This window comes from Qipengyuania marisflavi, from assembly GCF_005884405.1.
In the GTDB taxonomy this organism is placed as follows: domain Bacteria; phylum Pseudomonadota; class Alphaproteobacteria; order Sphingomonadales; family Sphingomonadaceae; genus Qipengyuania; species Qipengyuania marisflavi.
In genome coordinates this window covers 533,742-558,666 of the sequence record NZ_VCAO01000001.1, presented here as the reverse complement: position 1 = coordinate 558,666, position 24,925 = coordinate 533,742, and the positions used below count along the sequence as shown (strand labels likewise).

At 61.1% G+C, this 24,925-nt stretch carries 27 protein-coding genes; 21 read left to right on the top strand and 6 right to left on the bottom strand.

Features of this window, described 5'->3' with window-relative positions:
• The first annotated feature begins 8 nt into the window (after window positions 1-8).
• The 3 genes from rimM to FEV51_RS02705 are packed head-to-tail and all read left to right on the top strand — an operon-like array spanning window position 9 to window position 1,896.
• The gene (gene rimM / locus FEV51_RS02715; protein WP_138615683.1) at window positions 9-497 is read left to right on the top strand and encodes a ribosome maturation factor RimM; all 489 of its coding nucleotides are present in this window, start codon (window positions 9-11) and stop codon (window positions 495-497) included.
• 5 nt (window positions 498-502) lie between these two features.
• On the top strand, window positions 503-1,057 hold the full coding sequence (locus FEV51_RS02710; RefSeq protein WP_138615682.1) for a glycine-rich domain-containing protein: 555 nt from the start codon (window positions 503-505) through the stop codon (window positions 1,055-1,057).
• A complete protein-coding gene (locus FEV51_RS02705) occupies window positions 1,054-1,896 on the top strand; it encodes a TIGR04222 domain-containing membrane protein (protein ID WP_138615681.1) in 843 nt (280 codons plus the stop codon). The genes FEV51_RS02710 and FEV51_RS02705 overlap by 4 nt, the downstream gene beginning before the upstream one ends.
• On the opposite strand, the gene FEV51_RS02700 is transcribed toward FEV51_RS02705, so the two are convergent.
• Window positions 1,893-2,819 carry an NAD(P)/FAD-dependent oxidoreductase gene (locus FEV51_RS02700; protein WP_138615680.1) on the bottom strand — a complete coding sequence of 309 codons (927 nt, stop codon included), beginning with the start codon at window positions 2,817-2,819 and terminating at the stop codon, window positions 1,893-1,895. The genes FEV51_RS02705 and FEV51_RS02700 overlap by 4 nt on opposite strands.
• Window positions 2,820-2,890: 71 nt before the next feature.
• Here FEV51_RS02700 and trmD point away from each other — a divergent pair, with 71 nt between their 5' ends.
• The 13 genes from trmD to FEV51_RS02635 all read left to right on the top strand — a co-directional run bounded on the left by trmD (window position 2,891) and on the right by FEV51_RS02635 (window position 14,967).
• Complete coding sequence (gene trmD, locus FEV51_RS02695; RefSeq protein ID WP_138615679.1) at window positions 2,891-3,592, top strand: tRNA (guanosine(37)-N1)-methyltransferase TrmD; 702 nt, start codon at window positions 2,891-2,893, stop codon at window positions 3,590-3,592.
• A 40-nt stretch (window positions 3,593-3,632) separates the two neighbouring features.
• On the top strand, window positions 3,633-4,001 hold the full coding sequence (gene rplS, locus FEV51_RS02690) for a 50S ribosomal protein L19 (protein ID WP_138615678.1): 369 nt from the start codon (window positions 3,633-3,635) through the stop codon (window positions 3,999-4,001).
• Window positions 4,002-4,174: 173 nt separating this feature from the next.
• Window positions 4,175-6,406 (top strand): S9 family peptidase, encoded by a 2,232-nt coding sequence (locus tag FEV51_RS02685; protein WP_138615677.1) that lies wholly within the window; start codon window positions 4,175-4,177, stop codon window positions 6,404-6,406.
• A gap of 99 nt (window positions 6,407-6,505) precedes the next feature.
• Window positions 6,506-7,531, top strand: a complete 1,026-nt coding sequence (locus tag FEV51_RS02680) for an aspartate-semialdehyde dehydrogenase (RefSeq protein ID WP_138615676.1) — start codon at window positions 6,506-6,508, stop codon at window positions 7,529-7,531.
• 4 nt (window positions 7,532-7,535) lie between these two features.
• Window positions 7,536-8,078 carry an aspartate-semialdehyde dehydrogenase gene (locus FEV51_RS02675; RefSeq protein WP_138615675.1) on the top strand — a complete coding sequence of 181 codons (543 nt, stop codon included), beginning with the start codon at window positions 7,536-7,538 and terminating at the stop codon, window positions 8,076-8,078.
• 33 nt (window positions 8,079-8,111) lie between these two features.
• Window positions 8,112-8,759: a 2-hydroxychromene-2-carboxylate isomerase gene (locus FEV51_RS02670; RefSeq protein WP_138615674.1), complete on the top strand. Its 648-nt coding sequence runs from the start codon at window positions 8,112-8,114 to the stop codon at window positions 8,757-8,759.
• Window positions 8,756-9,208 (top strand): GFA family protein, encoded by a 453-nt coding sequence (locus tag FEV51_RS02665; protein WP_138615673.1) that lies wholly within the window; start codon window positions 8,756-8,758, stop codon window positions 9,206-9,208. The genes FEV51_RS02670 and FEV51_RS02665 overlap by 4 nt, the downstream gene beginning before the upstream one ends.
• A complete protein-coding gene (locus tag FEV51_RS02660) occupies window positions 9,205-9,969 on the top strand; it encodes an alpha/beta fold hydrolase (RefSeq protein ID WP_425466587.1) in 765 nt (254 codons plus the stop codon). Before FEV51_RS02665 ends, FEV51_RS02660 begins: the two co-directional genes overlap by 4 nt.
• A 38-nt stretch (window positions 9,970-10,007) precedes the next feature.
• Window positions 10,008-10,484: a hypothetical protein gene (locus tag FEV51_RS02655; protein ID WP_138615671.1), complete on the top strand. Its 477-nt coding sequence runs from the start codon at window positions 10,008-10,010 to the stop codon at window positions 10,482-10,484.
• 70 nt (window positions 10,485-10,554) lie between these two features.
• Window positions 10,555-12,402: a M2 family metallopeptidase gene (locus FEV51_RS02650; protein WP_138615670.1), complete on the top strand. Its 1,848-nt coding sequence runs from the start codon at window positions 10,555-10,557 to the stop codon at window positions 12,400-12,402.
• Window positions 12,399-12,893 (top strand): ATP-dependent zinc protease family protein, encoded by a 495-nt coding sequence (locus FEV51_RS02645; RefSeq protein WP_342773721.1) that lies wholly within the window; start codon window positions 12,399-12,401, stop codon window positions 12,891-12,893. Before FEV51_RS02650 ends, FEV51_RS02645 begins: the two co-directional genes overlap by 4 nt.
• On the top strand, window positions 12,890-13,795 hold the full coding sequence (gene rimK, locus FEV51_RS02640; protein WP_138615669.1) for a 30S ribosomal protein S6--L-glutamate ligase: 906 nt from the start codon (window positions 12,890-12,892) through the stop codon (window positions 13,793-13,795). Before FEV51_RS02645 ends, rimK begins: the two co-directional genes overlap by 4 nt.
• Window positions 13,796-14,223: 428 nt before the next feature.
• A complete protein-coding gene (locus FEV51_RS02635; protein ID WP_171033016.1) occupies window positions 14,224-14,967 on the top strand; it encodes an SIMPL domain-containing protein in 744 nt (247 codons plus the stop codon).
• A 12-nt stretch (window positions 14,968-14,979) separates the two neighbouring features.
• On the opposite strand, the gene FEV51_RS02630 is transcribed toward FEV51_RS02635, so the two are convergent.
• From FEV51_RS02630 to rpsF, 4 genes are all read right to left on the bottom strand, one after another.
• A complete protein-coding gene (locus FEV51_RS02630) occupies window positions 14,980-16,419 on the bottom strand; it encodes an AMP nucleosidase (RefSeq protein ID WP_138615667.1) in 1,440 nt (479 codons plus the stop codon).
• Window positions 16,420-16,556: 137 nt separating this feature from the next.
• The gene (rplI, locus tag FEV51_RS02625; RefSeq protein ID WP_138615666.1) at window positions 16,557-17,204 is read right to left on the bottom strand and encodes a 50S ribosomal protein L9; all 648 of its coding nucleotides are present in this window, start codon (window positions 17,202-17,204) and stop codon (window positions 16,557-16,559) included.
• Between the two features lie 13 nt (window positions 17,205-17,217).
• Window positions 17,218-17,442: a 30S ribosomal protein S18 gene (gene rpsR, locus FEV51_RS02620; protein ID WP_138615665.1), complete on the bottom strand. Its 225-nt coding sequence runs from the start codon at window positions 17,440-17,442 to the stop codon at window positions 17,218-17,220.
• The gene (gene rpsF / locus FEV51_RS02615; RefSeq protein WP_138615664.1) at window positions 17,442-17,807 is read right to left on the bottom strand and encodes a 30S ribosomal protein S6; all 366 of its coding nucleotides are present in this window, start codon (window positions 17,805-17,807) and stop codon (window positions 17,442-17,444) included. The genes rpsR and rpsF overlap by 1 nt, the downstream gene beginning before the upstream one ends.
• Before the next feature lie 202 nt (window positions 17,808-18,009).
• Here rpsF and FEV51_RS02610 point away from each other — a divergent pair, with 202 nt between their 5' ends.
• Window positions 18,010-18,954: a DUF808 domain-containing protein gene (locus tag FEV51_RS02610; RefSeq protein ID WP_138615663.1), complete on the top strand. Its 945-nt coding sequence runs from the start codon at window positions 18,010-18,012 to the stop codon at window positions 18,952-18,954.
• A 261-nt stretch (window positions 18,955-19,215) separates the two neighbouring features.
• A complete protein-coding gene (locus tag FEV51_RS02605; RefSeq protein WP_138615662.1) occupies window positions 19,216-20,823 on the top strand; it encodes a GGDEF domain-containing protein in 1,608 nt (535 codons plus the stop codon).
• Here FEV51_RS02605 and FEV51_RS02600 read toward each other — a convergent pair.
• The gene (locus tag FEV51_RS02600) at window positions 20,820-22,247 is read right to left on the bottom strand and encodes a glutamate ligase domain-containing protein (protein ID WP_138615661.1); all 1,428 of its coding nucleotides are present in this window, start codon (window positions 22,245-22,247) and stop codon (window positions 20,820-20,822) included. The two genes, FEV51_RS02605 and FEV51_RS02600, sit on opposite strands and share 4 nt — an antisense overlap.
• 55 nt (window positions 22,248-22,302) lie before the next feature.
• Here FEV51_RS02600 and FEV51_RS02595 point away from each other — a divergent pair, with 55 nt between their 5' ends.
• The 3 genes from FEV51_RS02595 to fabG are packed head-to-tail and all read left to right on the top strand — an operon-like array spanning window position 22,303 to window position 24,859.
• Window positions 22,303-23,142 (top strand): LD-carboxypeptidase, encoded by an 840-nt coding sequence (locus FEV51_RS02595; protein ID WP_171033015.1) that lies wholly within the window; start codon window positions 22,303-22,305, stop codon window positions 23,140-23,142.
• A gap of 26 nt (window positions 23,143-23,168) precedes the next feature.
• Window positions 23,169-24,107 carry an ACP S-malonyltransferase gene (fabD, locus tag FEV51_RS02590; protein WP_138615660.1) on the top strand — a complete coding sequence of 313 codons (939 nt, stop codon included), beginning with the start codon at window positions 23,169-23,171 and terminating at the stop codon, window positions 24,105-24,107.
• Window positions 24,107-24,859: a 3-oxoacyl-ACP reductase FabG gene (gene fabG / locus FEV51_RS02585; RefSeq protein WP_138615659.1), complete on the top strand. Its 753-nt coding sequence runs from the start codon at window positions 24,107-24,109 to the stop codon at window positions 24,857-24,859. The genes fabD and fabG overlap by 1 nt, the downstream gene beginning before the upstream one ends.
• The last annotated feature ends 66 nt before the right edge of the window (window positions 24,860-24,925 follow it).

Genomic DNA, 24,925 nt, shown 5'->3' with positions numbered 1-24,925 from the left:
CCTTTCCGATGTCTGACAAGCCCGTCACGCTCGCTGCCATTATTGGTGCGCACGGCGTGACGGGCGACGTCCGCCTCAAACTGTTCGGCGATGGGCTGGATGCGCTCAAGGCGCACAAGAGTTTCAACGAGGGCGCGCTGACCCCCACCAAGCTGCGCAGCGACAACAAGGGCGGCGCGGTCGCCCGCTTCGCCGAATGCAGCGACCGTAATGCGGCAGAAGCCCTGCGCGGCACGGTGCTGACCGTGCCCGTGGCTGCGCTGCCCAAGCTGGACGACGGCGAATTCTATTATTCGGACCTGCTGGGCCTGCCCGTGGTCACCGATAGCGGTGAGCCGGTCGGCACAGTGGCTGCGGTGGAAAATTTCGGCGCGACCGACATCGTCGAAATTCTCAAGCCCGATGGCAAAACCTTTATGGTCCCGCTGACCGGGCAGGCGGTGCCTGAATGGGATCAGACAAGACTGGTCATTGCGGAGCCATTCTGGGACAAATGACGGCGATGACCGCTGTCGGATCAGACCTGTGGCAACGCCTTGCCGCCTATGAAATCGGGCCAGCCGCCACAGCGCTGTCCTTCACCGACCGTCTCGCCCGTGAAAACCGCTGGGACCGCACATATACTCAGCGTGTGATCCGCGAATACAAGCGGTTCTGTTACCTTGCTGTGATCGCCGGGCATCCGGTGACGCCGTCCGATGCGGTGGATCAGGCTTGGCATCTCCATCTGACCTACAGCCGCGACTATTGGGAGCGGTTTTGCCCGCAGGCGCTGGGTGCACCATTGCATCACGGACCGACCGCCGGGGGCGGGGCGGAGCGCACCCGCTATTACGATCAATATGCCGCGACGCTGAAAAGCTATGAGGAGAGTTTTGGCAAGCCGCCGCCTGGCGATATCTGGCCCGCCGCCGCGCGCCGGTTTGGCGTCGATCCAAAGGCTTTCCGGATCAATCCTGCCGATGCTATCATTATGCCGCGCCGCTGGGCGCGGTGGTTGGTTTTGGCGGCAATTCTGGCCGCTGCAATGATATTTCTGGCCGGGAGAATGGCATGATCGAGACGAGTTTTTCCGGCTATTCGGGCGGCGATTTCCTGCTGTTCTATGCCGCCCTTCTGGTGGCTGCGATTGTCGCCGGGCTGTGGATTCCCGGCTTCCTTCGTCCCGAAGGGCGCGGCGGGCAACTGACCGAGGCGACTGGCCTTGCCTATCTGGCGGGCGGCTCCAAACGGCTCGCAGATGCGGTGATTGCCCGGCTGATTGGCAGCGGCGCGATGGAGGTGTCGGGCAAAAGCAGCTTTGCCATTATGCAGGCCGAAGCTGGCCAGAATGCCGCCGAACGCGCGGTATTGCGCGGCGGCGGCGAGGTGAGCTTCAAAGCGGCGCGCGAGACGATCACCACCTATGGGGATAATCTCGATGCCGATCTGGTGGCGCAGGGTTTGCTGATCGAGCCGGGCGAACGCGGGCGGCTGCGGATGATGGCGGTGCTGCCCTATCTGCTGGTTATTGCGATTGGTCTATGGCGCGCCTTTGCAGGCAATGCGCAGGGTGAGCCTATCGGGTTTCTCATCGCCCTGATGGTCCTGACCGCAGTGCTGGCTCTATGGCGTTATATCCGCTTCGATCCGCGCACTCAGGCCGGGCAGGCGTTGCTGGCTGAGCGCAAGGCGGTTTCGGACCGCATTCGCAACGCGCCGACCGGACCAGAGCTTGGCCACAGCGTTGCACTGTTCGGAACGGCGGTACTGGTCGGCACGCCCTATGCCGATTTGCACGCCATGCGCCGGTCAGCCGATGGCGCGGGTTCGATTGGCGATTCGGGCGGCGATTCTGTCGATGGCGGCGGTGCTGGCGGCTGCGGCGGCGGTGGTTGCGGAGGCTGCGGCGGTTAACGCCTGAGCGGCTTTTCCTCCGCAAGATGGTTGCGGATGGTGGTCGCGGCAATGCCTGCCTGACCCATCGCGGCGCTGATCTGGTCCAGTCCGACCACTACATCGCCCGCAGCAAACAGCCCCGGCACGCTGGTTTCCAGATGGTCGCCCACCTTGATGCACCCTTCGTCGGTGACAGCCGCGCCTGCGCCCACCGCCAGTTCGGAGCGGATGTGCGAACCAAGCGCCGGATAGACGCTGTCGAATGCCACACGTTCGCTCTCGGTATCGAAGGCAAGTGTCTCGCCCTCGATTGCAAAATCGCTGCATGGCCCGGCCACCCGGACAATCCCGGCATCGTCCAGCTTGGCCGAACAGGCATCGTCCAGATCATGGTCACCTTGCGGGCTGATCAGTGTGATATCCTTGGTAAAGCTGCGCAGGAACAGTGCCTCGGCGGTCCCGTGGTCGCTGGTGCCCAGCACGGCCACGCGCTTGTCGGTTACCTCATAGCCATCGCAGACCGGGCAATAGCGCAGCAGGCCGCGCGCCAGCGCCGCGTCATGCACATCATCCGCCAGCGCGTCTGGGCGGCGGTTGACCACTCCGGTGGCCAGCAGGACCGAGCGTGCGCGGTAAGTGCCACTGTCGGTGCCGATCACAAAGCCCGCTTCGGTCGCCGCGAGATGTTCGACGCGCTTCTCTTCACGCATCGCCCCATACTTGCGCGCCTGTTCGCGCATGTTACGCAGCAATTCCTTGCCCTCGATCCCCTCGGGATAACCGGCATGATTGTGCGTGCGCGGGATCCACGCAGCGCGGCTGGTCCCGCAATCGAACAGACGGATGGAAAGGTGAAAGCGCGCAAGATAAATCGCCGCAGTCAGACCAGCAGGGCCAGCACCAATGATGATGCAATCGTCGATGGTTTCGGTGTCACTCATTGCGCTTGGTAACGCACGGGATAGCAAAGCGCTCCTAGCCTTGCGCATTTTGCCGCGCTAGGCGATGCGGCATGACCTTCGCCGCCACCATCCTCACGCTTTACCCCGAGATGTTTCCAGGGCCGCTGCGGCTGTCGCTGGCGGGGCGGGCTTATGAGGAGCAGAAGTGGTCGCTCGATACCATCCAGATCCGCGACTTTGCCAGCGACAAGCATCGCACTGTCGATGATACCCCGGCGGGCGGCGGGGCGGGCATGGTGCTGAAAGCAGATGTGCTGGCCGCTGCTATCGATCATGCGCGACTGCTGCAGCCCAAGGCGCCGGTGCTGGCGATGACCCCGCGCGGCAAGCCGATCACGCAGGCGCGCATCCGCGAGCTGGTGGCGGGTCCGGGCGTCACCATCCTGTGCGGCCGCTTCGAAGGCTTCGACGAGCGGATATTTGCCGGACGCGAGGTTGAGGAAGTCAGCCTGAGCGACATCGTCCTGTCGGGCGGCGAACCCGCCGCGCTGGCCATATTAGACGCTTGCATTCGCCTGCTCCCCGGCGTAATGGGCGCGCCGTCGAGCGGTACCGAGGAATCCTTCGAACAAGGATTGCTGGAATACCCTCAATATACCCGACCTCCAGAATGGGAAGGGCGCACGATCCCTGAAGTGCTGCGATCGGGGGATCATGCGAAGATCGCGGCGTGGCGTAAAGCCATGTCGGAAGATCACACACGGTTACGCAGGCCAGACCTTTGGGATCGCCACACTGGTGATCGGGACTGACTTGCCTCTGGCGCGCGGCGGTAAAATAGGAAATTAGGTCATGAACCTGATCCAGCAACTGGAGGCAGAAGCCATCCAGAACCTCGGGAAAGATATTCCCGAATTCCGCGCCGGTGATACCGTGCGTGTCGGCGTAAAGGTTGTCGAAGGCACCCGTGAGCGCGTCCAGAATTTCGAAGGCGTTGTGATTGCCCGGTCGAACCGCGGCATGGGCAGCAACTTCACCGTCCGCAAGATGAGCTTCAGCGAAGGAGTGGAACGCGTTTTCCCGCTGTATTCGCCCATCGTGGACAGCATCACCGTGGTCCGCCGCGGTATCGTGCGCCGTGCGAAGCTTTACTATCTTCGCGGCCGCACCGGCAAGCGCGCGCGTATTGCCGAGCGTCGGGACAACACGCCCAAGAAATAAGGGCAACCCAAGCGGTTTCGAAAGGGGCGCTCCGGATTACCGGGGTGCCCCTTTTTCGTTGCGCTTTGCAGCCCGCATTGCGAGGAGCCGCATGGCGGCGCGGCGATCCGGCATCTTGTGCTCTGGATTGCACTGCGCCGCTTGCCATGATGGGATGAGGGGTTGGTTTTGATATGCGCTCGATTTTATTTGCAGCTACCGCGCTGTTTTCCTCCGCTGGGCTCCACGCGCAGGATGCGGCTGTGAGCCAGCCTGCGGAGCTTACCTTCGAGCGTGTTTTCGCCAGCCCGGGCCTTGATGGACCGGCACCGCGCGGGGTCAAGCTGTCGCCTGACGGGCGCTATCTAACGCTGCTGCGCAACCGTGTGGAGGACAAGGAGCGCTATGATCTGTGGGGCTATGACCGCACCACAGGCGAATGGCGAATGCTGGTCGATAGCGAGCAGCTGGGCACCGGGCGCGAATTGTCCGAGGCAGAGAAAATGCAGCGCGAGCGCGCGCGGATCGGCAGCCTGAAAGGGATCGTCGATTACCAGTGGAGCGCAGATGGCAAGGCAGTCCTCGTGCCGCTGGACGGTGATCTCTATCTGGCGCGGCTGGGCGGCGAGACGGTTCGCCTGACCGACACCGAAGCCAGCGAACTCAATCCCGCGCTAAGCGAGCAGGGCGGCTTCGTATCCTTTGTGCGCGAAGGGCGGCTTTGGGTCGGCCCGGTTGGCGGCGCGGCGCAGCCGATCACACCGCAAGAGGGCAAGGAGACCATCCGCTGGGGCGAGGCAGAGTTTGTCGCGCAAGAGGAAATGGGACGGCTTACCGGCTATTGGTGGCACCCCCAGGACCGCCGCCTCGCGGTCGAGCGGTTCGATGAGAGCGGCGTTGGTGTCGTCACCCGCGCAGCCATCGGCGCAACCGGGACCAAGGTTTTCGAACAACGCTATCCCGTGGCGGGGAGCGCCAATGCAGTGGTCGAGCTTTATGTGATGGACCCCGATGGCAAGAACCGCGTGAAGGTCGATCTCGGGCCGGATACCGACATCTACATCCCGCGCGTCGACTGGTCGCCCGATGGCAATGCGCTGTATGTCCAGCGCCAGAACCGCGATCAGACCGTGCTCGATATGCTCAAGGTTGATCCGGCGACAGGTGCCAGCCAAGTTCTGTTTACCGAGCGAGCGGCGGCGCAGGATTACTGGATCAACCTTTCCGATAATTACAAATGGCTCGATGACGGATCGCTGCTATGGTGGTCAGAACGTGACGGGTACGGGCATTTCTATCGCTTTGCCGATGGCACATGGAACAAGCTGACCAGCGGCGAGTGGGTAGTGACCAAGCTGGTCGGCGTCAATCAGGCGCAGGGGCGCGTGTATTTCCAGGGCACAAAGGACGATGTGCTGGCGCAGCAGGTCTATGGCTTCAGTCTGGCCAATCCCTCCGCGATCACCCAGCTGACGGACAGCGCCTATGTCAATTCGGCGACTATGGACGAGAAAGCGCAGACGCTGCTTGTCTCGCGGTCAAAGCCCGATCAGCCGACGCAGAGCTATATTGCCGATGCAGCGGGTCAGCGGCTCGCGTGGATTGAGGAGAACGCGCTGGATGGGGATCACCCCTACGCGCCCTTCGTTGCCAGCCACCTTATGCCCGAATTCGGCACCATTCGCGCGGAAGACGGGACCACGCTTCATTACAAGATGATCAAGCCAGAGATGGAGCCGGGCAAGCGTTATCCGGTCTATTTCTACCATTATGGCGGGCCGGGTCCGCAATTGGTCCAGCGCAATTGGACCGGCGCACTGGAACAGGCGATTGCTGACAAAGGCTACATCTATTTCGAGCTCGACAATCGCGGCAGCGCAAATCGCGGGGTGGCTTTCGAACAGCCGATCTATCGCGCTATGGGCAGCGTCGAAGTTGCCGACCAGAAGGCGGGCGCGCTGTTCCTCAAGTCGCTGCCGTTCGTCGATCCGGCCAAGATCGCAATAGATGGCTGGTCCTACGGCGGATACATGACCCTGAAGCAGCTTCAGGCCGATCCCGGCCTTTATGCAGCGGGTATCTCGGGCGCGCCGGTGACCAAATGGGAGCTGTATGACACCCATTATACCGAACGCTATATGGGAACGCCTCAGGCCGATGGCGCGGCCTATGCCAAGAGCGCGGTAATCGCGGATTCGGTTAAGATCGCCGATCCATTGTTGCTGATCCACGGCATGGCGGATGACAATGTGGTGTTTGAAAATGCTACTGCACTGATAGCCGAAATGCAGGGTGCGAATGTTCCGTTCGAAATGATGCTCTATCCCGGCTTTACGCACCGCGTGTCGGGCGAGCAGATCAGCCCGCATCGCTACAACACGGTGTTCCGCTTCCTCGAAGCGCATGGGGTGACCCCGCCGCAGTGAGTTTGTGTGATCAGGGCTTCACCTGGCAAAAGCACCGCTGTCATTGCGAAACCGCCACGGGGCGCTATCTCGGCCCGGCAATCTGATTGGAGAAATATTTTGGGTTATCGTGTCGTTGTGGTGGGTGCCACGGGCAATGTCGGGCGCGAGCTGATGCAGGTGCTGGCCGAGCGCGAGTTCCCGATTGATGAGCTGGCGGCGGTTGCCAGCAGCCGTTCGCAAGGCAGCGAAGTGGAGTTTGGCGACACGGGCCGGATGCTCAAATGCCATAATATCGAACATTTCGATTGGGCCGGCTGGGACATCGCTTTGTTCGCGGCTGGATCGGGCGTGGCCAAGGATTACGCGCCCAAGGCGGCTGCGGCGGGCTGCGTGGTAATCGATAATTCTTCGCTTTACCGCATGGACCCGGACGTCCCGCTGATCGTGCCCGAAGTGAACCCCGACGCGATCCACGGCTATGCCAAGCGCAACATCATCGCCAATCCCAATTGTTCGACGGCGCAGCTGGTAGTGGCGCTCAAGCCGCTGCACGATGCCGCGACGATCAAGCGGGTTGTCGTCTCGACCTACCAATCGGTTTCCGGCGCGGGCAAGGCAGGTATGGACGAACTGTTCCAGCAAAGCCGCGCGATTTTTGTCGGGGACCCGATGGAGGCTGTGACCTTCACCAAACAGATCGCCTTCAACGTGATCCCGCATATCGACGTGTTCCTGGACGATGGCTCGACCAAGGAAGAATGGAAGATGGTGGTCGAAACCAAGAAAATCCTCGACCCCAAGATCAAGCTGACGGCAACCTGTGTGCGGGTGCCGGTGTTCGTGGGCCATTCCGAAGCGGTGAGCATAGAGTTCGAAAACGAGATTTCTGCCGAGCAGGCACAGGACATTCTGCGCGAGGCGCCCGGCTGCATGCTGATCGATAAGCGTGAGGATGGAGGCTATATCACGCCCGTCGATGCCGCCGGCGACAGCGCCACCTATATAAGCCGCGTGCGTGAAGACCCGACTGTCGAAAACGGTATCAATCTGTGGTGCGTGTCGGACAATCTGCGCAAGGGCGCGGCGCTGAATGCGGTGCAAATCGCCGAATTGCTCGGGCGCGATTGCCTGAAGAAAGGTTAAGCCGATGCGGTTGGCAGCTCTTGCTATTGTGCCCTTGCTGATCGCTGGTTGCGGCAGCGATGCGCCATCGCCGCTGGAACGCCATCAGATGGAACGCGACGGCACGGCCGCGCTGGCCGATGATACGGTCATACTGCGCGGGCAGGGACTGGCGATCGGCAAAAACGCCTTTGCATTTTCCGCCGATCAAGAGCGGCTTGTTGCTGCGCTTGAAGCGGTGCTGGGATCGCCGCAGCAGCCGATGGCGATGGACGAGTGCGGCGCAGGTCCGATGATCAGTGTTGACTTTCCGGGCGGGCTGACGGTGCAATTCCAGGATGCGGCGTTCGTCGGCTGGTTCCTGCGCGGCGACGATGGTGAACTGGCAACCGACAGCAATATCCGCATCGGCACGCCGCTCGCCGAATTGCAGGCGCGCAGCGGCTATGCCCCTATCGCTGACAGCACGCTGGGCGAGGAATTCGCCTTTGGCGAGCGACTGGGCGGGTTTACCGAGGATGGCGCGGTCTCCGCCCTCTACGCCGGGACGCAGTGCTTCTTCCGCTAGACTAGCGCAAAACTCTGCGCGACAAGGCAGGGCATGACCTTGACCGCAGATCTATTTTTCAGCTTCCGCTCGCCCTACAGCTATCTGTCGGTGGGGCGATACCGCGCCATGATCGAGGAATTCGACCTCGCCATCGCGCTGCGCCCGGTCTGGCCGCTGGCCATTCGTCAGCCCGACTTTTTTGAGCGCAACCACCCCAACTGGCTGGGCTATACCTTCCTTGACATGATGCGCGTGGCACAGTTCCACGGCATCCCCTTTGGCGCGCCGCGTCCCGACCCCATTGTTCAGGATGTGGCGACCCGCAAGACTGCTGATGATCAGCCGCATATCCGGCGCATCACCCGGCTGGGTCAGGCCGCCGCCCGGCGCGGCAAGGGTCTGATCTTCGCGCATGAGGCGGGGCAGCTGATCTGGGGCGGCGCCGACGGGTGGAACGAGGGGGACCATCTGGCCGGGGCTGCCGAACGGGCCGGACTCGATCTGGCTGAGCTCGACGCAGAAGCGGTAGATGATAAGGACGCGCTCGAAACCGAAATCGCCGACAACCAGAACACATTGGAAACGGCGGGTCACTGGGGCGTTCCGACGCTGCTATTCGAGGGCGAACCTTTCTTCGGACAAGACCGCATAGATATGGCGCGCTGGCGCATGGAGCAGAAGGGATTGCAGCGGCGATGAGCGAGAGTGTGACCAAATCCGGCGGCTGCCAATGCGGACGTGTGCGCTATGAAGTCAATCTGGCCAGCCATGACGCCTATTGGTGTCATTGCCGGATGTGCCAGAAAGCGACCGGCGGGATTGCTGCTGCATTTGTGCAGGTGGACGCCGAAAATGTCCGCTGGCTGACGCAGCCTGACTGGTATCGAAGCTCCGCAATCGCGCACCGCCCATTCTGCGCGCAATGCGGCACCCCGCTGGGCTTTGCGTTTCTGGATGGCGCGGGCGGGTTCGATCTCACTATCGGCAGCTTCGATGACCCCGCCGATTTCGTGCCCGTGGCGCACGCTGGGGCGGAAAGCATTCACGAGGCATGGCTGGATACGCGCAGCCTGCCGCGCCATTTCAGCGCGACCACGGAAAGTGTCGCCAAACGCTGGAAAGCGGCCGGGCTGGAGGTGCCGGAGTGAACGTCCTTCGCAAAGAGGTTTTCACCAGCTTCGACGGCACTGAGTTGACGCTGCACCGGATGGGTGAGGGGCGGCCTCTGCTACTACTTCACGGCCTGTTTTCCAGTGCCCAGATGAACTGGATCAAGTGGGGGCATGCCGAGCGGATTGCGGCGCTGGGCTATGAAGTGCTGATGCTGGATTTTCGCGTACATGGCGACAGCGGCGCGCCGCATGATCCGGCGAAGTATCCCGTCAATGTGCTGGTCCGCGATGTCGCGGCGCTGGTCGATCACCTGGGCCTTGATGATTATGATCTGAGCGGGTTTTCGCTGGGCGCGCGCACTGCGCTGCATGGTGTGTCGCATGGAGTTTTGACGCCCGCACGTCTGGTGATCGGCGGCATGGGCACGGCGGGTCTGGGCGAGTGGGAGAAGCGCAGCGTCTTTTTCAAGCGGGTGATCGACGAATTTGACACCATCCCGCGCGGCGATCCGGCGTGGTATTCGGTGCAATTTCTGCGCTCGCAGAAGGTGGATCGGATTGCCGCCCGGCTGCTGCTGGACACCATGCCCGATCTGGACCTTGCGTTGTTGTCCCACGTCACCATTCCCACGCTGGTGGTGTGCGGCGACGAGGACAACGACAATGGCTCTGCTGAGGATCTGGCGGAGCTACTACCCGATGCGACCTATGTCGCGGTTCCGGGGACGCATATGGGATCGGTGACTAAGCCTGAGCTGGGGCAGGCGATTGCCCACTGGCTGGGTGCGGCGAATTGACGCTGCGGCGTGCATTCTTGTGGCTTTGGCCTGCCGGGATGGTGCTGTTCGCAATTGTTGTGATGCTCAGCCTCCCGCTCGTGCAGACCGCAGTGCCGGGCGGCGTCCTCGATCATCAGGCGGCGGGCAGCGCAGCGGAGGTCGACCGGATACAGCAGGTCTGGCGCGCAGCGGGGCTTGAGGGGCAAGCACGGATCGCAGTGCTGGGCGATTTGCTGTTTATCGGCGTTTACGGGCTGGGGAGCCTGCTTGGTGGATTGTGGCTGCGCCGCACCGGGCAGGGTGCTGTCCGCGTGCTCGGAATGATCGCCGCGCTAACGGCCATCATCTTCACTGCGACCGATTATGTCGAGACCATTGCACAGGCGATCCAACTTTTCCGCTTTCAGGGCAGCGACGCGCTGGCATTGCTGGCAGCTGTGATGCGCCCCGTCAAAACCATCGCATTCCTTATTGCCGGTGCCGCGCTGATTTCAGCACTGCTGCTGCGCCGAATTCGCGCGCGCGTGGCTTGATTCCCCGCCTCCGGACGTGCAATCCGGACACAGAGGTTACAAATTACCCAATCTGAGAGGATCGCCCATTATGAAACTCGCATCTGTAGCGCTGTCTGCGCTCGCCATCTCGCTGGCCGCCCCCGCTCTGGCCGACCACCACATGTCCGACACTATGGAAGCGGCAGCAGAATACGCTCTGACTCCGGCTGGCGCGGCAAAGTTTGTCGCCGATGCCGAGAAGGATCTGTTCGCCTATTCGGTGGAATCAAGCCAGGTGAACTGGGTGAACTACAATTTCATCACTGAAGATACCGACGCGATGGCCGCGCGGATCAATGCGGTTGGTACGGAAAAGAGCGTGAAATACGCGCTCGAAGCGGCGAAATATGCCGGTATCGCCGGGCTTGATGCTGATGTGAAACGCAAGCTCGACATCCTGCGCAACGGGCTGGTGTTGCCCGCTCCGACCACAGCGGGCGCCGCGACTGAGCTCAACGAAATCTCCACCAGCCTGTCCAGCCAATACGGTAAGGGCATGGGCGTTCTGAACGGCAAGCCGATCAACGGTTCGGACATCGAGGCGGAGATGGGCAACCTTGATCGCACGCCTGCCGAACTGGCCGAGATGTGGGCCAGCTGGCACAGCAATGTCGGCGCGCCAATGAAGAGCGATTACGCGCGCATGGTCAGTATCGCCAATGAAGGCGCAGCCGAGCTGGGCTTTGACGATACCGGCGCGATGTGGCGTTCGGGTTATGACATGGACCCGGCCGAATTCACCGCCATGACAGAGCGGCTGTGGCAGGAAACCCGCCCCCTTTACGAAGCGCTGCACACCTATGTCCGCACCAAGCTGAACCAGAAACACGGCGATTCGGTGCAGGCCAAGACCGGCCCGATCCGCGCCGATCTGCTGGGCAATATGTGGGCGCAGGAATGGGGCAATATCTATCCGCTGGTCGCGCCTCCCGGTGCGGGCGATGTCGGTTATGATATCACTGATCTGATCGCCGCCAAGGGCCTGAGCGAAGTGGATATGGTCAAGGCGGGTGAGGGGTTCTTCTCCTCGCTGGGTTTTGAACCGCTGCCCGAAACCTTCTGGACGCGCAGCCTGTTCACCAAGCCGGCGGATCGCGATGTGGTGTGCCATGCCAGCGCATGGAATCTCGACAATAAGGACGATATCCGCATCAAGATGTGCATCAAGAAGAATGGCGATGACTTCGTGACGATCCATCACGAGCTGGGCCATAACTACTACCAGCGCGCCTATAACGAACAGCCTTATACCTATCTTAACGGCGCAAATGATGGCTTCCACGAGGCCATCGGCGACATGATCGCATTGTCGATCACACCCGAATATCTGGTGCAGATAGGGATGCTGGACCGGGCAAATGTGCCCACAGCGGACAAGGATATCGGCCTGCTGTTGCGTCAGGCGATGGACAAGGTCGCCTTCCTGCCATTCGGACTGCTGGTCGACAAATGGCGCTGGGGTGTATTCGACGGCTCGATCACACCGGCCACTTACAACAGCGCGTGGCATGATCTGAAGCGTCAGTATCAGGGGATCGTCCCGCCGGTCGAGCGGCCTGCCGATGCGTTTGACCCCGGTGCGAAATATCACATTCCGGCGACCACCCCTTATACCCGCTATTTCCTCGCGCGGATCCTGCAGTTCCAGTTCTACAAGGCGGCTTGTGACGAAGCTGGCTGGGACGGGCCGCTGCACCGCTGTTCGTTCTATGGCAACGAACAGGTCGGCGCGAAGCTGAATGCAATGCTGGAAATGGGCGCATCCAAGCCGTGGCCCGATGCGCTGGCGGCATTTACCGGCACCCGCGAGATGAGCGCCAAACCAATGCTCGAATATTTTGCGCCGCTTAAAAAATGGCTCGACGAACAGAACAAGGGGCAGAAGTCGGGTTGGTGAGCGAAATCGCAAGCAAGGCAAGCAAGCGCGAAACTGAACGCAGGGCAATGGTGACAGTCGGGTGGCGCGAATTGGTCGGGCTGCCCGATCTGGGGCTGGCCGCGCTTCCCGCCAAGATCGATACCGGCGCACGTACATCTTCGCTGCATGGCACCGTGCTTGAACAGTACGAGCGCGATGGCGAGCAATTCGTCCGCTTTGCTGTCGACTTCCCGCAAAGCCATGTCCGGCAAGTGTGCGAGGCGGTCCATGTTGATTGGCGCGGTATCACCAGTTCCAATGGCGAGACGCAGCGGCGCCTGATTATCAAGACCCCGCTGGTGATAGGCGGCGTGAAATTCCGGGCGGAGATCAGCCTTGCTGACCGTTCGGATATGAAGTTTCCCATGCTAATCGGACGATCGGCATTGCGACGGCGCTTTGTCGTTGATTCGGGCCATTCCTGGCTAAAAACAGCCGGGCGCGACCCGGTAGAAGGTCACAAACCATGAAGATCGCCATGCTGGCACGCAATGCCAATCTCTATTCACACAAGCGTCTGGTAGAGGCCGCCGAACAGCGCGGTCACAGCTGCGATATTCTCAACACCACGCGCTGCACGGTGAACATTGCCAGCCACCGCCCAACGGTGATGTACAAGGGTGAGACTCTGTCCGGTTATGACGCGGTTATCCCGCGCATCGGCGCGTCGATCACCAGTTACGGTCTGGCGGTCCTGCGCCAGTTTGAAATGAGCGGGGTCTGGCCGCTCAATGAAAGCGTTGCCATCGGCCGCAGCCGTGACAAATTGCGATCGACCCAGATCATGGCCAAATACGGGCTCGGCCTGCCGCTGACTGCCTATGCCAATGATGCCAAGCAGGCCGAACAGATCATCAAGGCGGTCAATGGCCCGCCGGTGGTCATCAAACTGCTCGAAGGCACACAGGGTATCGGCGTGGTGCTGGCTGAAACATTGAAAGGTGGCGCGTCCATCATCGAGGCTTTTCGCGGCGCCAACATTGCCATCATGGTGCAGGAATTTATCAAGGAAGCAGGCGGTTCGGACATCCGGTGTCTGGTGGTTGGCGGCAAGGTCGTCGCAGCCATGAAACGGCAGGGTGCCGAAGGGGAATTCCGCTCCAACCTCCATCGCGGCGGCACCGCGCAGTTGATCAAGATCACACCTGAAGAACGCTCCACGGCAGTACGCGCAGCCAAGGCGATGGGCCTTAACGTGTGCGGCGTCGATCTGCTGCGAAGCAACCACGGCCCCGTCATCATGGAGGTCAACAGCTCGCCGGGTCTGGAAGGCATCGAAAACGCCACTGGCAAGGATATTGCCGGAATGATTATCGATTTTATCGAGACCAACGCCAAGGCTGGCAAGACCAAGACGAAGGGGGCGGGATAACACCGCGCCTCACGCCGGAACAGGTGTTGTAAATCTTGTCCCCTGCGCTTGGTGGACCACCTACCGGGGGTCTTTTAGAAATAGCTTTCTGCTTTATTTCCGTGCTAAACAAGACACTTACTGTATATTTTGCTGCCTGATGTGTAACCTTTCATTGCTCGTCACTTTAAGACTGAAACTAAGCTCAGTGGGACATGAATTTGCGCGTGACCAGGCAAATAGAATACCAACGATGTGAAGGAGCCTCATTTCGCTGCCAGAGCAAGCCGGTGTAGGACAGCGAAATCTGCGCCACTGCTGCCGACCATCTCCGGCACTACGGCTCGGCAGCGATGGTTGTTCGGTGTTGGCCTTGCCCCTATCGGCACGGTAGACTTGATGCAGACACCATGAGGGTTGGATCATTTCAAGCAAGGGTAGGGAAACACATGAGAGCACTATCGCGAATTGTCTGCGTTATGGCGGTAGCCGGGGCTGCAGCGGCGCCATCGTTTGCCGCCGCGCAAACCGACCCGGCCCAGCCTGTCGTCTTGCCGAGCGAAACCATCATTCGCGTCAAAGGCGAAGGCATGGTGCAATACCGCCCGGAAGTCGTGACGCTAGACATCGGCGTGGCGACGAGCGGCCTGAGCGCCGAACAGGCCCTCGTGGAAAATAACGAGAAGAGCAGCGAACTTGTTGCGGCAATCCGCAAAGCGGGGTTTGCTGCGAATGATATTAAGACCACAAGGCTAAACGTCGAGCCGGATTATGACGAAGATGATGATGACAATCGCATTATCGGCTGGCGGGCGGTAAACAATCTGACTCTGCGCACGCAGCGCCTCGGCGAGGTGGGGGCGGTTATCACGGCGCTGTTTGCCGCCGGCGGCAACACGCTCGACGGACCGACATTCAGCCTTACCGAGGAAACCACGTTGCGCGCGACGCGGGAGGCGGAGGCCAAGGCTTTGATCGAAGCGCGCGAGCAGGCAGATGCCACCGCCGCGGCGCTGGGCATGCGGGTTGCCCGCGTGCTATTGGTATCCGACAGTGGTGTCCGTTTTGACGGAGGCGGTGGCTACATCGTCGTGACCGGTAGCCGGATCAAACAGCCAGCGGTGCCGATCGAACCGGGCGACATCGAAGTTTCCGCATCCTATTCTGTGGAATTTGCTCTGGTCGCTATGTGACCTGTCCATCGCTTACCGAAACGGCGGCTCGTTAAACGCCCGCAGTTTGCGGCTGTGGAGCCTTGGACCTTCTTCGCGCAGTCGCTGGCAGGCGGTGACACCGATCAGCAAATGGGCGGCGATGGCTTCTTCGTAGAACTGGTTGGCCTGACCGGGCAGCTTGATTTCGCCATGCAGCGGCTTGTCGCTGACGCATAGCAGCGTGCCGTAGGGAACGCGGAAGCGGTAGCCCTGGGCGGCGATGGTGGCGCTTTCCATATCGATGCCGACTGCGCGGCTGAGCGACAGGCGGCGGGCCGACTGGGTGTAGCGCAGCTCCCAATTTCTGTCGTCGGTGGTCACCACGGTGCCGGTGCGCATCCGTTTCTTCAGGTTCGAGCCTTGTTCGCCCGAAACTTCTTCGGCGGCGCCCGCCAGCGCCTGCTGGACCTCGGCAATTGCGGGCAGGGGGATTTCGGGCGGGAGCACCGGGTCGAGCACGTGATCGTCACGCAAATAGGCGTGGGCGAGGACGTAATCGCCAATCTTCTGGCTGGGGCGCAGTCCGCCGCAATGTCCGATCATCAGCCATGCCTCGGGCCGCAACACCGCCAGATGGTCACAGATGGTCTTGGCGTTGGAGGGGCCGACGCCGATGTTGACCAGTGTAATCCCTGAGCCCTTCTCCCCGACGAGGTGATAGGCGGGCATCTGGTGCCGCCGCCATGCCGTGTCCGACAGCTGATTACGCGCGTTTGCAGTCTTTTCGGTCAGCAGCATTCCGCCTGCACCGGCCAGCGCGGTATAACCGCCGCTGCCCAGCTGCTCGCCTGCCCAGTCGACGAATTCATCGACATAACGGTGATAGTTGGTGAACAGCACAAAACGCTGGAAATGCTCGGGCGCGGTGCCGGTATAATGCGTCAGCCGTGCCAGACTGAAATCGGTGCGCAGACCATCGAATAACGACAGCGGGATGGTGTCGTCCGGTCCGGCCAGGATGATCCCGTCGGCCAGCTCGTCACCGATATCGGCCAGTTCGGTAGAGGGAAAATGCCGCGCGACCAGATTGGGATCGACCCCGACCAGCTCAGCGCCCGCAGCTCCATCCAGAACATAGGGGAAGGGGATTTCCTGCCGCGATGAGCCGACTTCGACCTCGACCTCGTAATTGTGGCCAATCAGCTCAAGCTGTTCGGCAAGATATGCCCGGAACAGCGCCGGGCGCGTAACTGTGGTGGTATAAAGACCAGCATCGTTAAGGCGCCCGAAGGCGCGATTGCGGTCCTCCGGCTGCTCGCCGCCGCGAAAACGCAGCCGCAGCTCGGGGTAGGCATAGGATCCATCGTTGCGGCGATCCGGCGCGGGCAGGGTTCGGTCACGCCCGAACGCCATCACGTCCTCGCGCAGCCGCTCTACCGCCGCGCTGTACACCTTTTCGAGCCTGTCGAGGATCTGGTCGATTGAATCCATTGGGCCTTGTCTCCTGCCTCTTGTCGTTGATTGCCGTTGCCTTGCCACAAGCACGCGCGGGTTACAAAACCACGGCTGTTACAAAAAGGGCGCGGTCCTTGCAGACCGCGCCCCTGTTTGTTCCGATGACGCAGAGATCAGCTTTCGCTGGTCTCTTCTTCAGCAGTATCTTCGTTGGCAGCTGCTTCGGCGCCTTCTTCGAGCATGTCAGCGGGAATTTCACCCGGCTCCAGCGTCGGATCAACGGATTCGGTGAACCCCGTGCCGCCTGCGGCAATCCGGTCTTCTTCGAACATCGCCGCCATAACATCGACGCCCTGGCGCTGAAGCTCTGCTTCATCGTCCGAACGTGCGACATTGGCCTTAACCGCAACCGTGACTTCGGGATGCAGGTCGACGCGAATGTCGTGCATACCGATGTTCTTGATCGGGTGGCCCATGATGACCTGCTTCTTGTCGATCTCGTGACCCTGTTCGGCCACGGCCGCCACGATGTCACGAACGCTGACCGAACCGTAAAGCTGGCCGGTGTTCGATGCCGCACGGATCAGGACGATCTCGACGCCATCGACATTTTCGCCAGCCTTTTCGGCTTCGACGCGGCGTTCCGCATTGTCCTTTTCAAGACGTTCGCGGTTGGCTTCGAAGACCTTCTTGTTGGCCGCATTGGCGCGTAGCGCCTTCTTCTGCGGGAGCAGGAAGTTGCGGGCGTAGCCGTCCTTGACGGTTACGACATCGCCGATCGTGCCCAGCTTCTCGATACGTTCGAGGAGGATGATATCCATGTCTCTTCTCCTCTTACTTCACGAGATAGGGCAGCAGGCCAACGTGGCGAGCGCGCTTGATCGCCTTGGCGAGCTCGCGCTGCTTCTTGGCGCTGACTGCGGTGATACGCGAAGGCACGATCTTGCCACGCTCGGACATGAAGCCCTGCAGCAGACGCACATCCTTGTAATCGATTACCGGAGCATTCTTGCCCGAGAACGGGCAGGTCTTGCGGCGGCGGAAAAATGGGCGGGCCATCAGTCGCGGTCCTCTCGGTCAGAGCGACGCTTCTTGTCGCGTTCGTTCTTGCGCATCATCACGCTGGGGCCGGTCTCGTGCTCTTCGACACGGACGGTCATGTAACGGATGACGTCTTCGCTGATGCGGGTCTGACGCTCAAGCTCCGCAATAGCGGCGCCCGGAGCTTCAAGGTTGAGCATCACGAAATGCGCCTTGCGGTTGCGGTCGATTTTATAGGCGAGGTTCTTGAGACCCCAGGTCTCCGTCTTGGTGACCTTGCCGTCGTGCGCTTCCACGATTTCGGTGGCGGTGGCGGCCAGTTGATCGACCTGAGCCTGGCTCAGATCCTGACGCGCCAGAAAGACATGCTCGTAGAGAGCCATGTTTCCGGTTCCTTTTACTTCATGCCGATCGCTGGCTGGTCCGCAGGATTGCGGGGCCCCTCCGGCCTTCTTCGATTCCCCTGTGGCCCGCGATGGGGGCAGGGAAGGCGCGCACATAGACGGCTCGCGCGGAAATGCAAGTCTTGCGCGGCGGGGCGTAGCGCGGCAGGGGCAAGTTTGTGTTTGTGCAGGAGGATTTTGCGTGCCCGGTGGATTAGTAGCCCTGCTTGACGATGTTGCGGTTATCGCACGCGCTGCCGCCGCTTCGATGGATGACGTTGCCGCCGCCGCTGGCAAGGCCAGTTCCAAGGCGGCCGGTGTGGTCATCGACGATGCAGCGGTAACGCCGAAATATGTCACCGGGGTCAGCCCCGACCGCGAACTGCCGATAATCGCCAAGATCACACGCGGCAGTCTGATCAACAAATTGCTGATCCTGTTGCCCGCCGCGCTGCTGCTATCCGCTTTCCTGCCGTGGGCAATCACGCCCATCCTGATGCTGGGCGGCGCGTATCTGAGTTATGAAGGTGCGGAAAAGGTGATGGAATGGATCACCGGCGTCGAACATGGCGAGACGCTGGCTGACCCGATCGAGGACATGGCCGCATTCGAGAAACAGCGGGTTGCCGGGGCTATTCGCACCGATCTGATCCTGTCTGGCGAAATCATGGCGATCACGCTGTCATCTGTCGCAGACGAGAGCCTGATGCTGCGCGCCGGAGTGCTGGGCGTGGTGGGCATTGGCATCACGCTGGCGATTTATGGCGCGGTGGCGCTGATAGTTAAGATGGATGATGTCGGGTTGCATCTGGCGGGCAAGCAGTCCCAGACAGCGCAGACAATTGGGCGGGGACTGGTCGCCGGGATGCCACATCTGCTGACGATCCTGTCGATCGTCGGGACGCTGGCGATGCTGTGGGTCGGCGGCGGGATTATCCTGCACGGCATGGAGGAACTGGGCGTCCACGGCCTTCCCGATCTGGTCCACAAGGCAGAACTGGCGGTCGAACACGGCACAGGCGCAATGGGAGGTCTGCTTGGCTGGCTGTCGTATGCGACACTGTCAGCACTGTTTGGCCTGGTGCTGGGCGGCGTGATTGCCGTGGTGCTGCATAAAATACTGGGTGTGGGCAAAACCGATCACTGACAAATAACGACAATTATTACTGCTGAAGCATTCGGTCCCATTTCGAAACGATCTCTGCGTGCGAGTGGTAAAGGGTGTGCCTTAAGGTAAAGACGTATCTGTGAAACAACCTATGATTACAGGGTTGTGGAGGATGTACGTTTGCACAGGGCGATCAGGTTCGCAGTGTTGGTGTTGGCGGCCTGCCTGTTTGGGCATGGCAGTGTCCACGCGCGCGCTCTGGAACTAGCGCCGATAAGCTGCGTCGGCGGAGCCGACACGATGCAATCCGCTCTTGAACTGTCACAAGATGGTTTGGACTGCGGCGATGGCCGGTTCGATACCGATAGCCAATTCGTCCGGGTTTCCAGTGATTTGCGACACGCCTTCCTGCCGGCAGGGGACGCGCTTGACTGGGAAACAAATCCCACCAGTTTCGATGCCATGCTGCTGCGCTTCACTTATGCCGATGGCAGTGAAGCGCTGATCGATGTCGATCCGCAGATGGCCGCGCGCAATTGGCGCGCAAATACCCGCTTCGCAGTGCCGGTCCCGCACGCAAAAGCGATGCTCATAAGCATCGATGCCATGATCGAGCGGCCCCGCGCATTGACGACGATGACCACAGCGCGACTGGTCGAACACAGAGTCGCCGCGCATACCCATTTTTTGCGGGTTGGGTTGACCATGCTGGTGGGCGGGATGCTGCTGGTACCGATCTTTTACAATATGTGGTTTTACCGCGCACTGTCGGCGCGGTTCATGCTGTGGCATTCAGCGATGAGCGCAATGATGCTGCTTTATGTCGCATCGAATTCCGGCCTTGTTTTCGAGATAATGCCGAACCTGCCCTTGCATCTGCGCTTTCAGCTCAATTCGCTCAGTATGACGCTGGCGATCATTTGCGCTGTAGGGTTCACCGTCGACCATCTTGAGAGTGGAATGGTCTCCAGCCGGTGGCAGCGAGCCATCCTGGCAGCGGTATCGCTGGTGTTCATTGTTCAAGTGGTCACCCTGTTCGACATAGAGGCAATACGTCCTGCTTCGCGGCCTCTGTATATCGCCAGCTTCGTTCCGCTTGGAATTACCCTGATGGGGGCATTGGTACTGGCCGCACGGCGGCGGAGCAGGGCGGCGGTGTTTGTCACCATTGCATTTTCGGCGCTGGCGTTGCTGCTGCCTGTCGCGCTGCTCGAAGCCTTGGGGTTCATACATATTGGTGCGGTGCTGGATGATCTGGTGACCGCCGCGCTGGTGCTGATGGTATTGGCCACCTCTGCCGCTGTTGGCGACCGTTTCATGGTCATACGGACGCGTCTGGACCGTGCCCGAAACAGGGTTGCGCAGCTCAGCGTGATGGCAAATACCGACGGACTGACCGGGCTCGCCAACCGCCGTTCGTTTGGGAATGTCCAGCGGCTCCACCGCAGCCACGGCCTGATCGTGCTCGACATCGACCGATTCAAGCGGATCAACGACTCATTTGGTCACCCTGTTGGCGATGCCGTGTTGTGCCACGTTGCGCGGATCATGCGCGAGGCGCTTGAGGACCAGCCCAAGGCCACCGCCTTCCGCCTTGGTGGCGAGGAGTTTGCAGCAATTATTCCAGTGTCGAGCGAGGAGGAATTGCGGCAGCGAGCAGAAGGGCTGCGGGCCAGCATTGCCGCCGGCAAGACTTCGGGGCCGATGGAAATGCCGAACATCACGGTCAGTATCGGCGCAGTGTTGAGTGACGGTTTGCCGCTGGCCGAGGCGTATTCGCTGGCCGACGCAGCAATGTACCGCGCCAAGAGCTGCGGCCGAAATCAAACTGTTCTCGCCAGCGATGAGATACGGCCGGAAGAACGGATCGACCCGCTCGATCTGGCAGACCGCAATATGCGCTTTTAGGACAGCCGCGCGAGCAGGCCCTTGGCGAATGTGGTCAGCGTATCGTCGCGGGCGCCCATCACCACGATCCGGTCCCCCGGTGCGGCCATGCTGGCAATCCTGTCGGCCACGTCCTTGCGGCTCGGTACATATTCCGCCTGGCCGCCAGCGGCTTCGATCAACCTGACCACGCGTTCGCTGCCTTCGCTGCGGTCGACTGTGCCGCCCATATAAACCGGGTCGCACATTAGTACGCGGTCGTCTGGCTCCAATTCTTGCGCAAATGTTTCTGCCAGCTCGTCGCCCATCTGGCGCAGGGGGCCGTAGCCATGCGGCTGGAAGAAGGCGATGACCCGGCCCGAATGCGCTTTCAGTGTCCGCAAGGTTGCGGCGCATTTCTCAGGATTGTGGCCGAAATCGTCAATCACAGTGATGGCCGAAAAACTGGTGCCGACAATGTCGAACCGCCGCGCCAGACCGGCAAAACCCGCAAGTGCCTCGACGGCAGTGGCGACCGGGATCCCTGCCGCCACTGCCCCGGCAATTGCCGCCAGCGCGTTCGACAGATTGTGCCGTCCGGGCAGAGCGAGGCGCAGCGGATGCTCGCTGCCGTCGTGCCGGTCGATCACCATTGCCGCCTGCCGGTTAGGCGATTCAGCAATGCTGCCCGGCACAATTCCGATCTGCGCGCGTGACTGGTCGATGCCGAAGGTCATCGCGTCCTTCGCGCGCGGCAGTAGTGCCAGCGCTTCGGGATCATCGGCATTGATCACCGCAATGCGGCTGCGGCCAAGGTAATCGCCGAACAAAACACGCAATTCGTCCATGCTCTTGTGGTCGAGGCTGACGTTGAGCAGGATGCCGACTGCCGGACGATACAGCGCAATCGAGCCGTCGCTTTCGTCGACTTCGCTGAGGTATAGGCTCAGCCCGCCGACCACTGCGCTGGCATTGGGCCGTTCTGGCGTGACGAAGTTTTTCATCACCGCGCCATTCATGATCGTCGGTTCGCGCCCGCAGGCTTCCAAAATCCAGCCCAGCATTCCGGTCACAGTGGATTTGCCGCTGGTGCCGGCCACCGCCAGTCCTGCGCCGCTGGTGTTGAAGAGGATGGAATTCAGCTCTGCGCGGGTCATGCGCAAACAGCCCAGTTCAGTGGCGCGCACCATTTCGGGCACAGTGTCCTCCACCGCGGCGGAGGCGACAACGATCTGATCGCCCGAGGTGATGCCGCTGCCGTCCTGTGTGTGAAGCGTGAAGCCCTGCGCCTCCAGCGCGGCAAACTTGTCCGGTGTGCGCCCCTGATCGCGGCTACGGTCCGATCCTTCGACCTGCGCGCCGCGGCCTTTGACGATCTGCGCCAATGGCAGCATTCCCGATCCGCCAATGCCGACGAAAAAGAACGGACGGGCGAAGAGTTCTTCGGGCGTTGGGATTTCAGTCATCTAACCTTCGCTATGCAGTTGTGCCTGCGGTGACAAGCGGGCTAAGGCGCGCATTGTGCACAGACCATTCCGCAAGATCGCCATCTGCGCCCCGGCCACCCCATTGCGGCCTGTCTATGCCGAACGGGTCACCGCTTTGGCCAGTGCAGAGTTTCCAGATCTCTCGCTGACATTCCACGACCAGTGCTTCGCGCATGACGGACATTTTGCCGGATCCGATGCGGTGCGTCTGGCGGCACTGCTTGAATGCGCCAATGATCCGGCTTTTGACGCAGTGTGGTTTGCCAAGGGAGGATACGGGTCGAACCGCATTGCGGCCGATTTCATTGCGCAGGTGGATGGGCAGGCCGCGACCAAGGGGTTTCTGGGCTATTCCGACTGCGGCACCCTGCTGGGCGCATTGTACCGCGCCGGGATTGGCCAGCCGGTTCACGCGCCGATGCCGGTGGATATCAAGCGTTCGGGCGGCGAGGATGCGGTTCGCCGGACACTCGCATATATGCTCGGCAGTGATGAGGGGCTGGAGCCGGATATGGGCGGCACCCCTGCGGCGGCCTTCAACCTCTACACACTGGCAATGCTGGTCGGCACCAAGTCGATGCCCAACCTTGCCGGTCACGAAGTGCTGATCGAGGAAATCGGCGAGTATCATTACGCCATCGACCGGCTGATGTTTCACGTAACCCAACACCTTCACGGTATTGCAGGTATTCGTCTGGGGGAGGTTTCTGCCATTCCCGAAAACGACCGGCCATTCGGATCTGATGTCGAGGATATTGTGCGCGATTGGTGCGACCGCAGCGGCATCGCCTATCTGGGCCGTGCGCAAATCGGGCACAGCGCGGCCAACAGGATCGTGCCCTTCGGACTTGAGGCGGGCCGCACCCGCGACTAAGCGGCTGCGCCAAGAGGAGACACTGCATGAACGCGTTTATTTTTCCCGGACAGGGCAGCCAGAAAGTGGGCATGGGCGGGGATCTTGCCGCAGCGAGCCCCCATGCGCGCGCAATATTCGAGGAAGTCGACGATGCGCTGGGGCAGAGACTGTTCGCGATCATGCGCGATGGGCCTGAGGACCAGCTGACCCTGACCGAAAACGCGCAGCCGGCAATTATGGCCAATGCAATTGCGACCTTGCGGGTGCTCGAACAGGAGTTCGGGTTAACGCTGGCGGACAAGGCGCATTGCGTCGCTGGGCATTCGCTGGGTGAATACACGGCGCTGTGCGCTGCGGGCGCGTTCTCGCTGGCCGATACGGCGCGGCTTCTCAAGCTGCGCGGTCAGGCAATGCAGGCGGCGGTTCCCGTTGGTGTCGGCGCTATGGCGGCACTGCTGAGCGCGGATATCGACAAGGCTGGCGCGCTGGCCGAGGCTGCGGCGCAGGGTCAGGTGTGCGAGATCGCCAATGACAATGATCCGGGACAAGTTGTGCTTTCGGGTCACATCGAAGCCATCGAACGCGCGATTGAAATGGCCAAGGATCACGGTATCAAACGGGGCATCAAGCTGCCGGTTTCCGCGCCGTTCCATTGCTCGCTGATGCAGCCTGCCGCTGACCGTATGGCAGAGGCTCTGGCCAAGGTTCAGCCGGGCGCATTTACTGTCCCGCTCTACGCCAATGTTACAGCTGCGCGTGTCACCGATCCAGCGGAAGAACAGCACTTGCTGGTCGAACAGGTCACTGGCCGCGTGCGCTGGCGCGAAAGCGTGCTGGCGATGCGGGAAGCCGGGATCGAGCATTTTGTCGAACTGGGCGGCAAGGTGCTTGCCCCGATGGTCGGCCGCATCGACAAGGAGGCGGCAACCACCAACCTGATTACAATGGACGATTGCGAAGCGTTCGCGAAGGAGATGCTGTGATGTTCAGCCTTGAAGGAAAGACGGCACTTGTCACCGGGGCCAGCGGCGGCATTGGATCAGCCATCGCGCGCGCCTTGGCCAGCCAGGGTGCGCGACTGGCGCTATCCGGCTCGAATGCATCAAAGCTGCGCAGTTTCCGCGAGGAATTAAACCAGCAATACGGTCACGATCATGTCGAGATCACCTGCGATCTGTCGAATACGCAGCAGGTCGAGGAGCTTATCCCGGCCACCATCGACACGCTCGGCAAAATCGACATTCTGGTCAACAATGCCGGTGTCACTCGCGACAACCTCGCTATGCGGATGAAGGACGAGGAATGGGACGCGGTGATGAAGATCAACCTTGAGGCTGCTTTTCGCCTGATGCGCGCGGCGGCCCGCCCGATGATGAAGGCCCGCCACGGGCGGATTGTCACCATCACCAGCGTGGTGGGCGCGACGGGCAATCCCGGCCAGATGAACTATGCTGCTGCCAAGGCCGGGCTTACAGGCATGTCCAAGAGCCTGGCACAGGAACTCGCCAGTCGCGGTATCACTGTAAATTGCGTCGCCCCCGGATTCATCCGTACGGCCATGACAGAAGTGCTGCCAGATGCGCAGAAAGACGCTCTCAACGCGCGGATCCCGATGGGCCGCATGGGCGAGGGCGAGGAAATCGGAGCTGCCGTGGCATTCCTCGCCAGTGACGAGGCGGCCTATATGACCGGCCAGACGCTGCATGTGAACGGCGGCATGGCGATGATGAGCTGATTGCTGACCCAAACCGCGGTTTTATCCCCAAGCGAGTAGTGGGGGAGCGGGCTCCAGCCTTGCCCC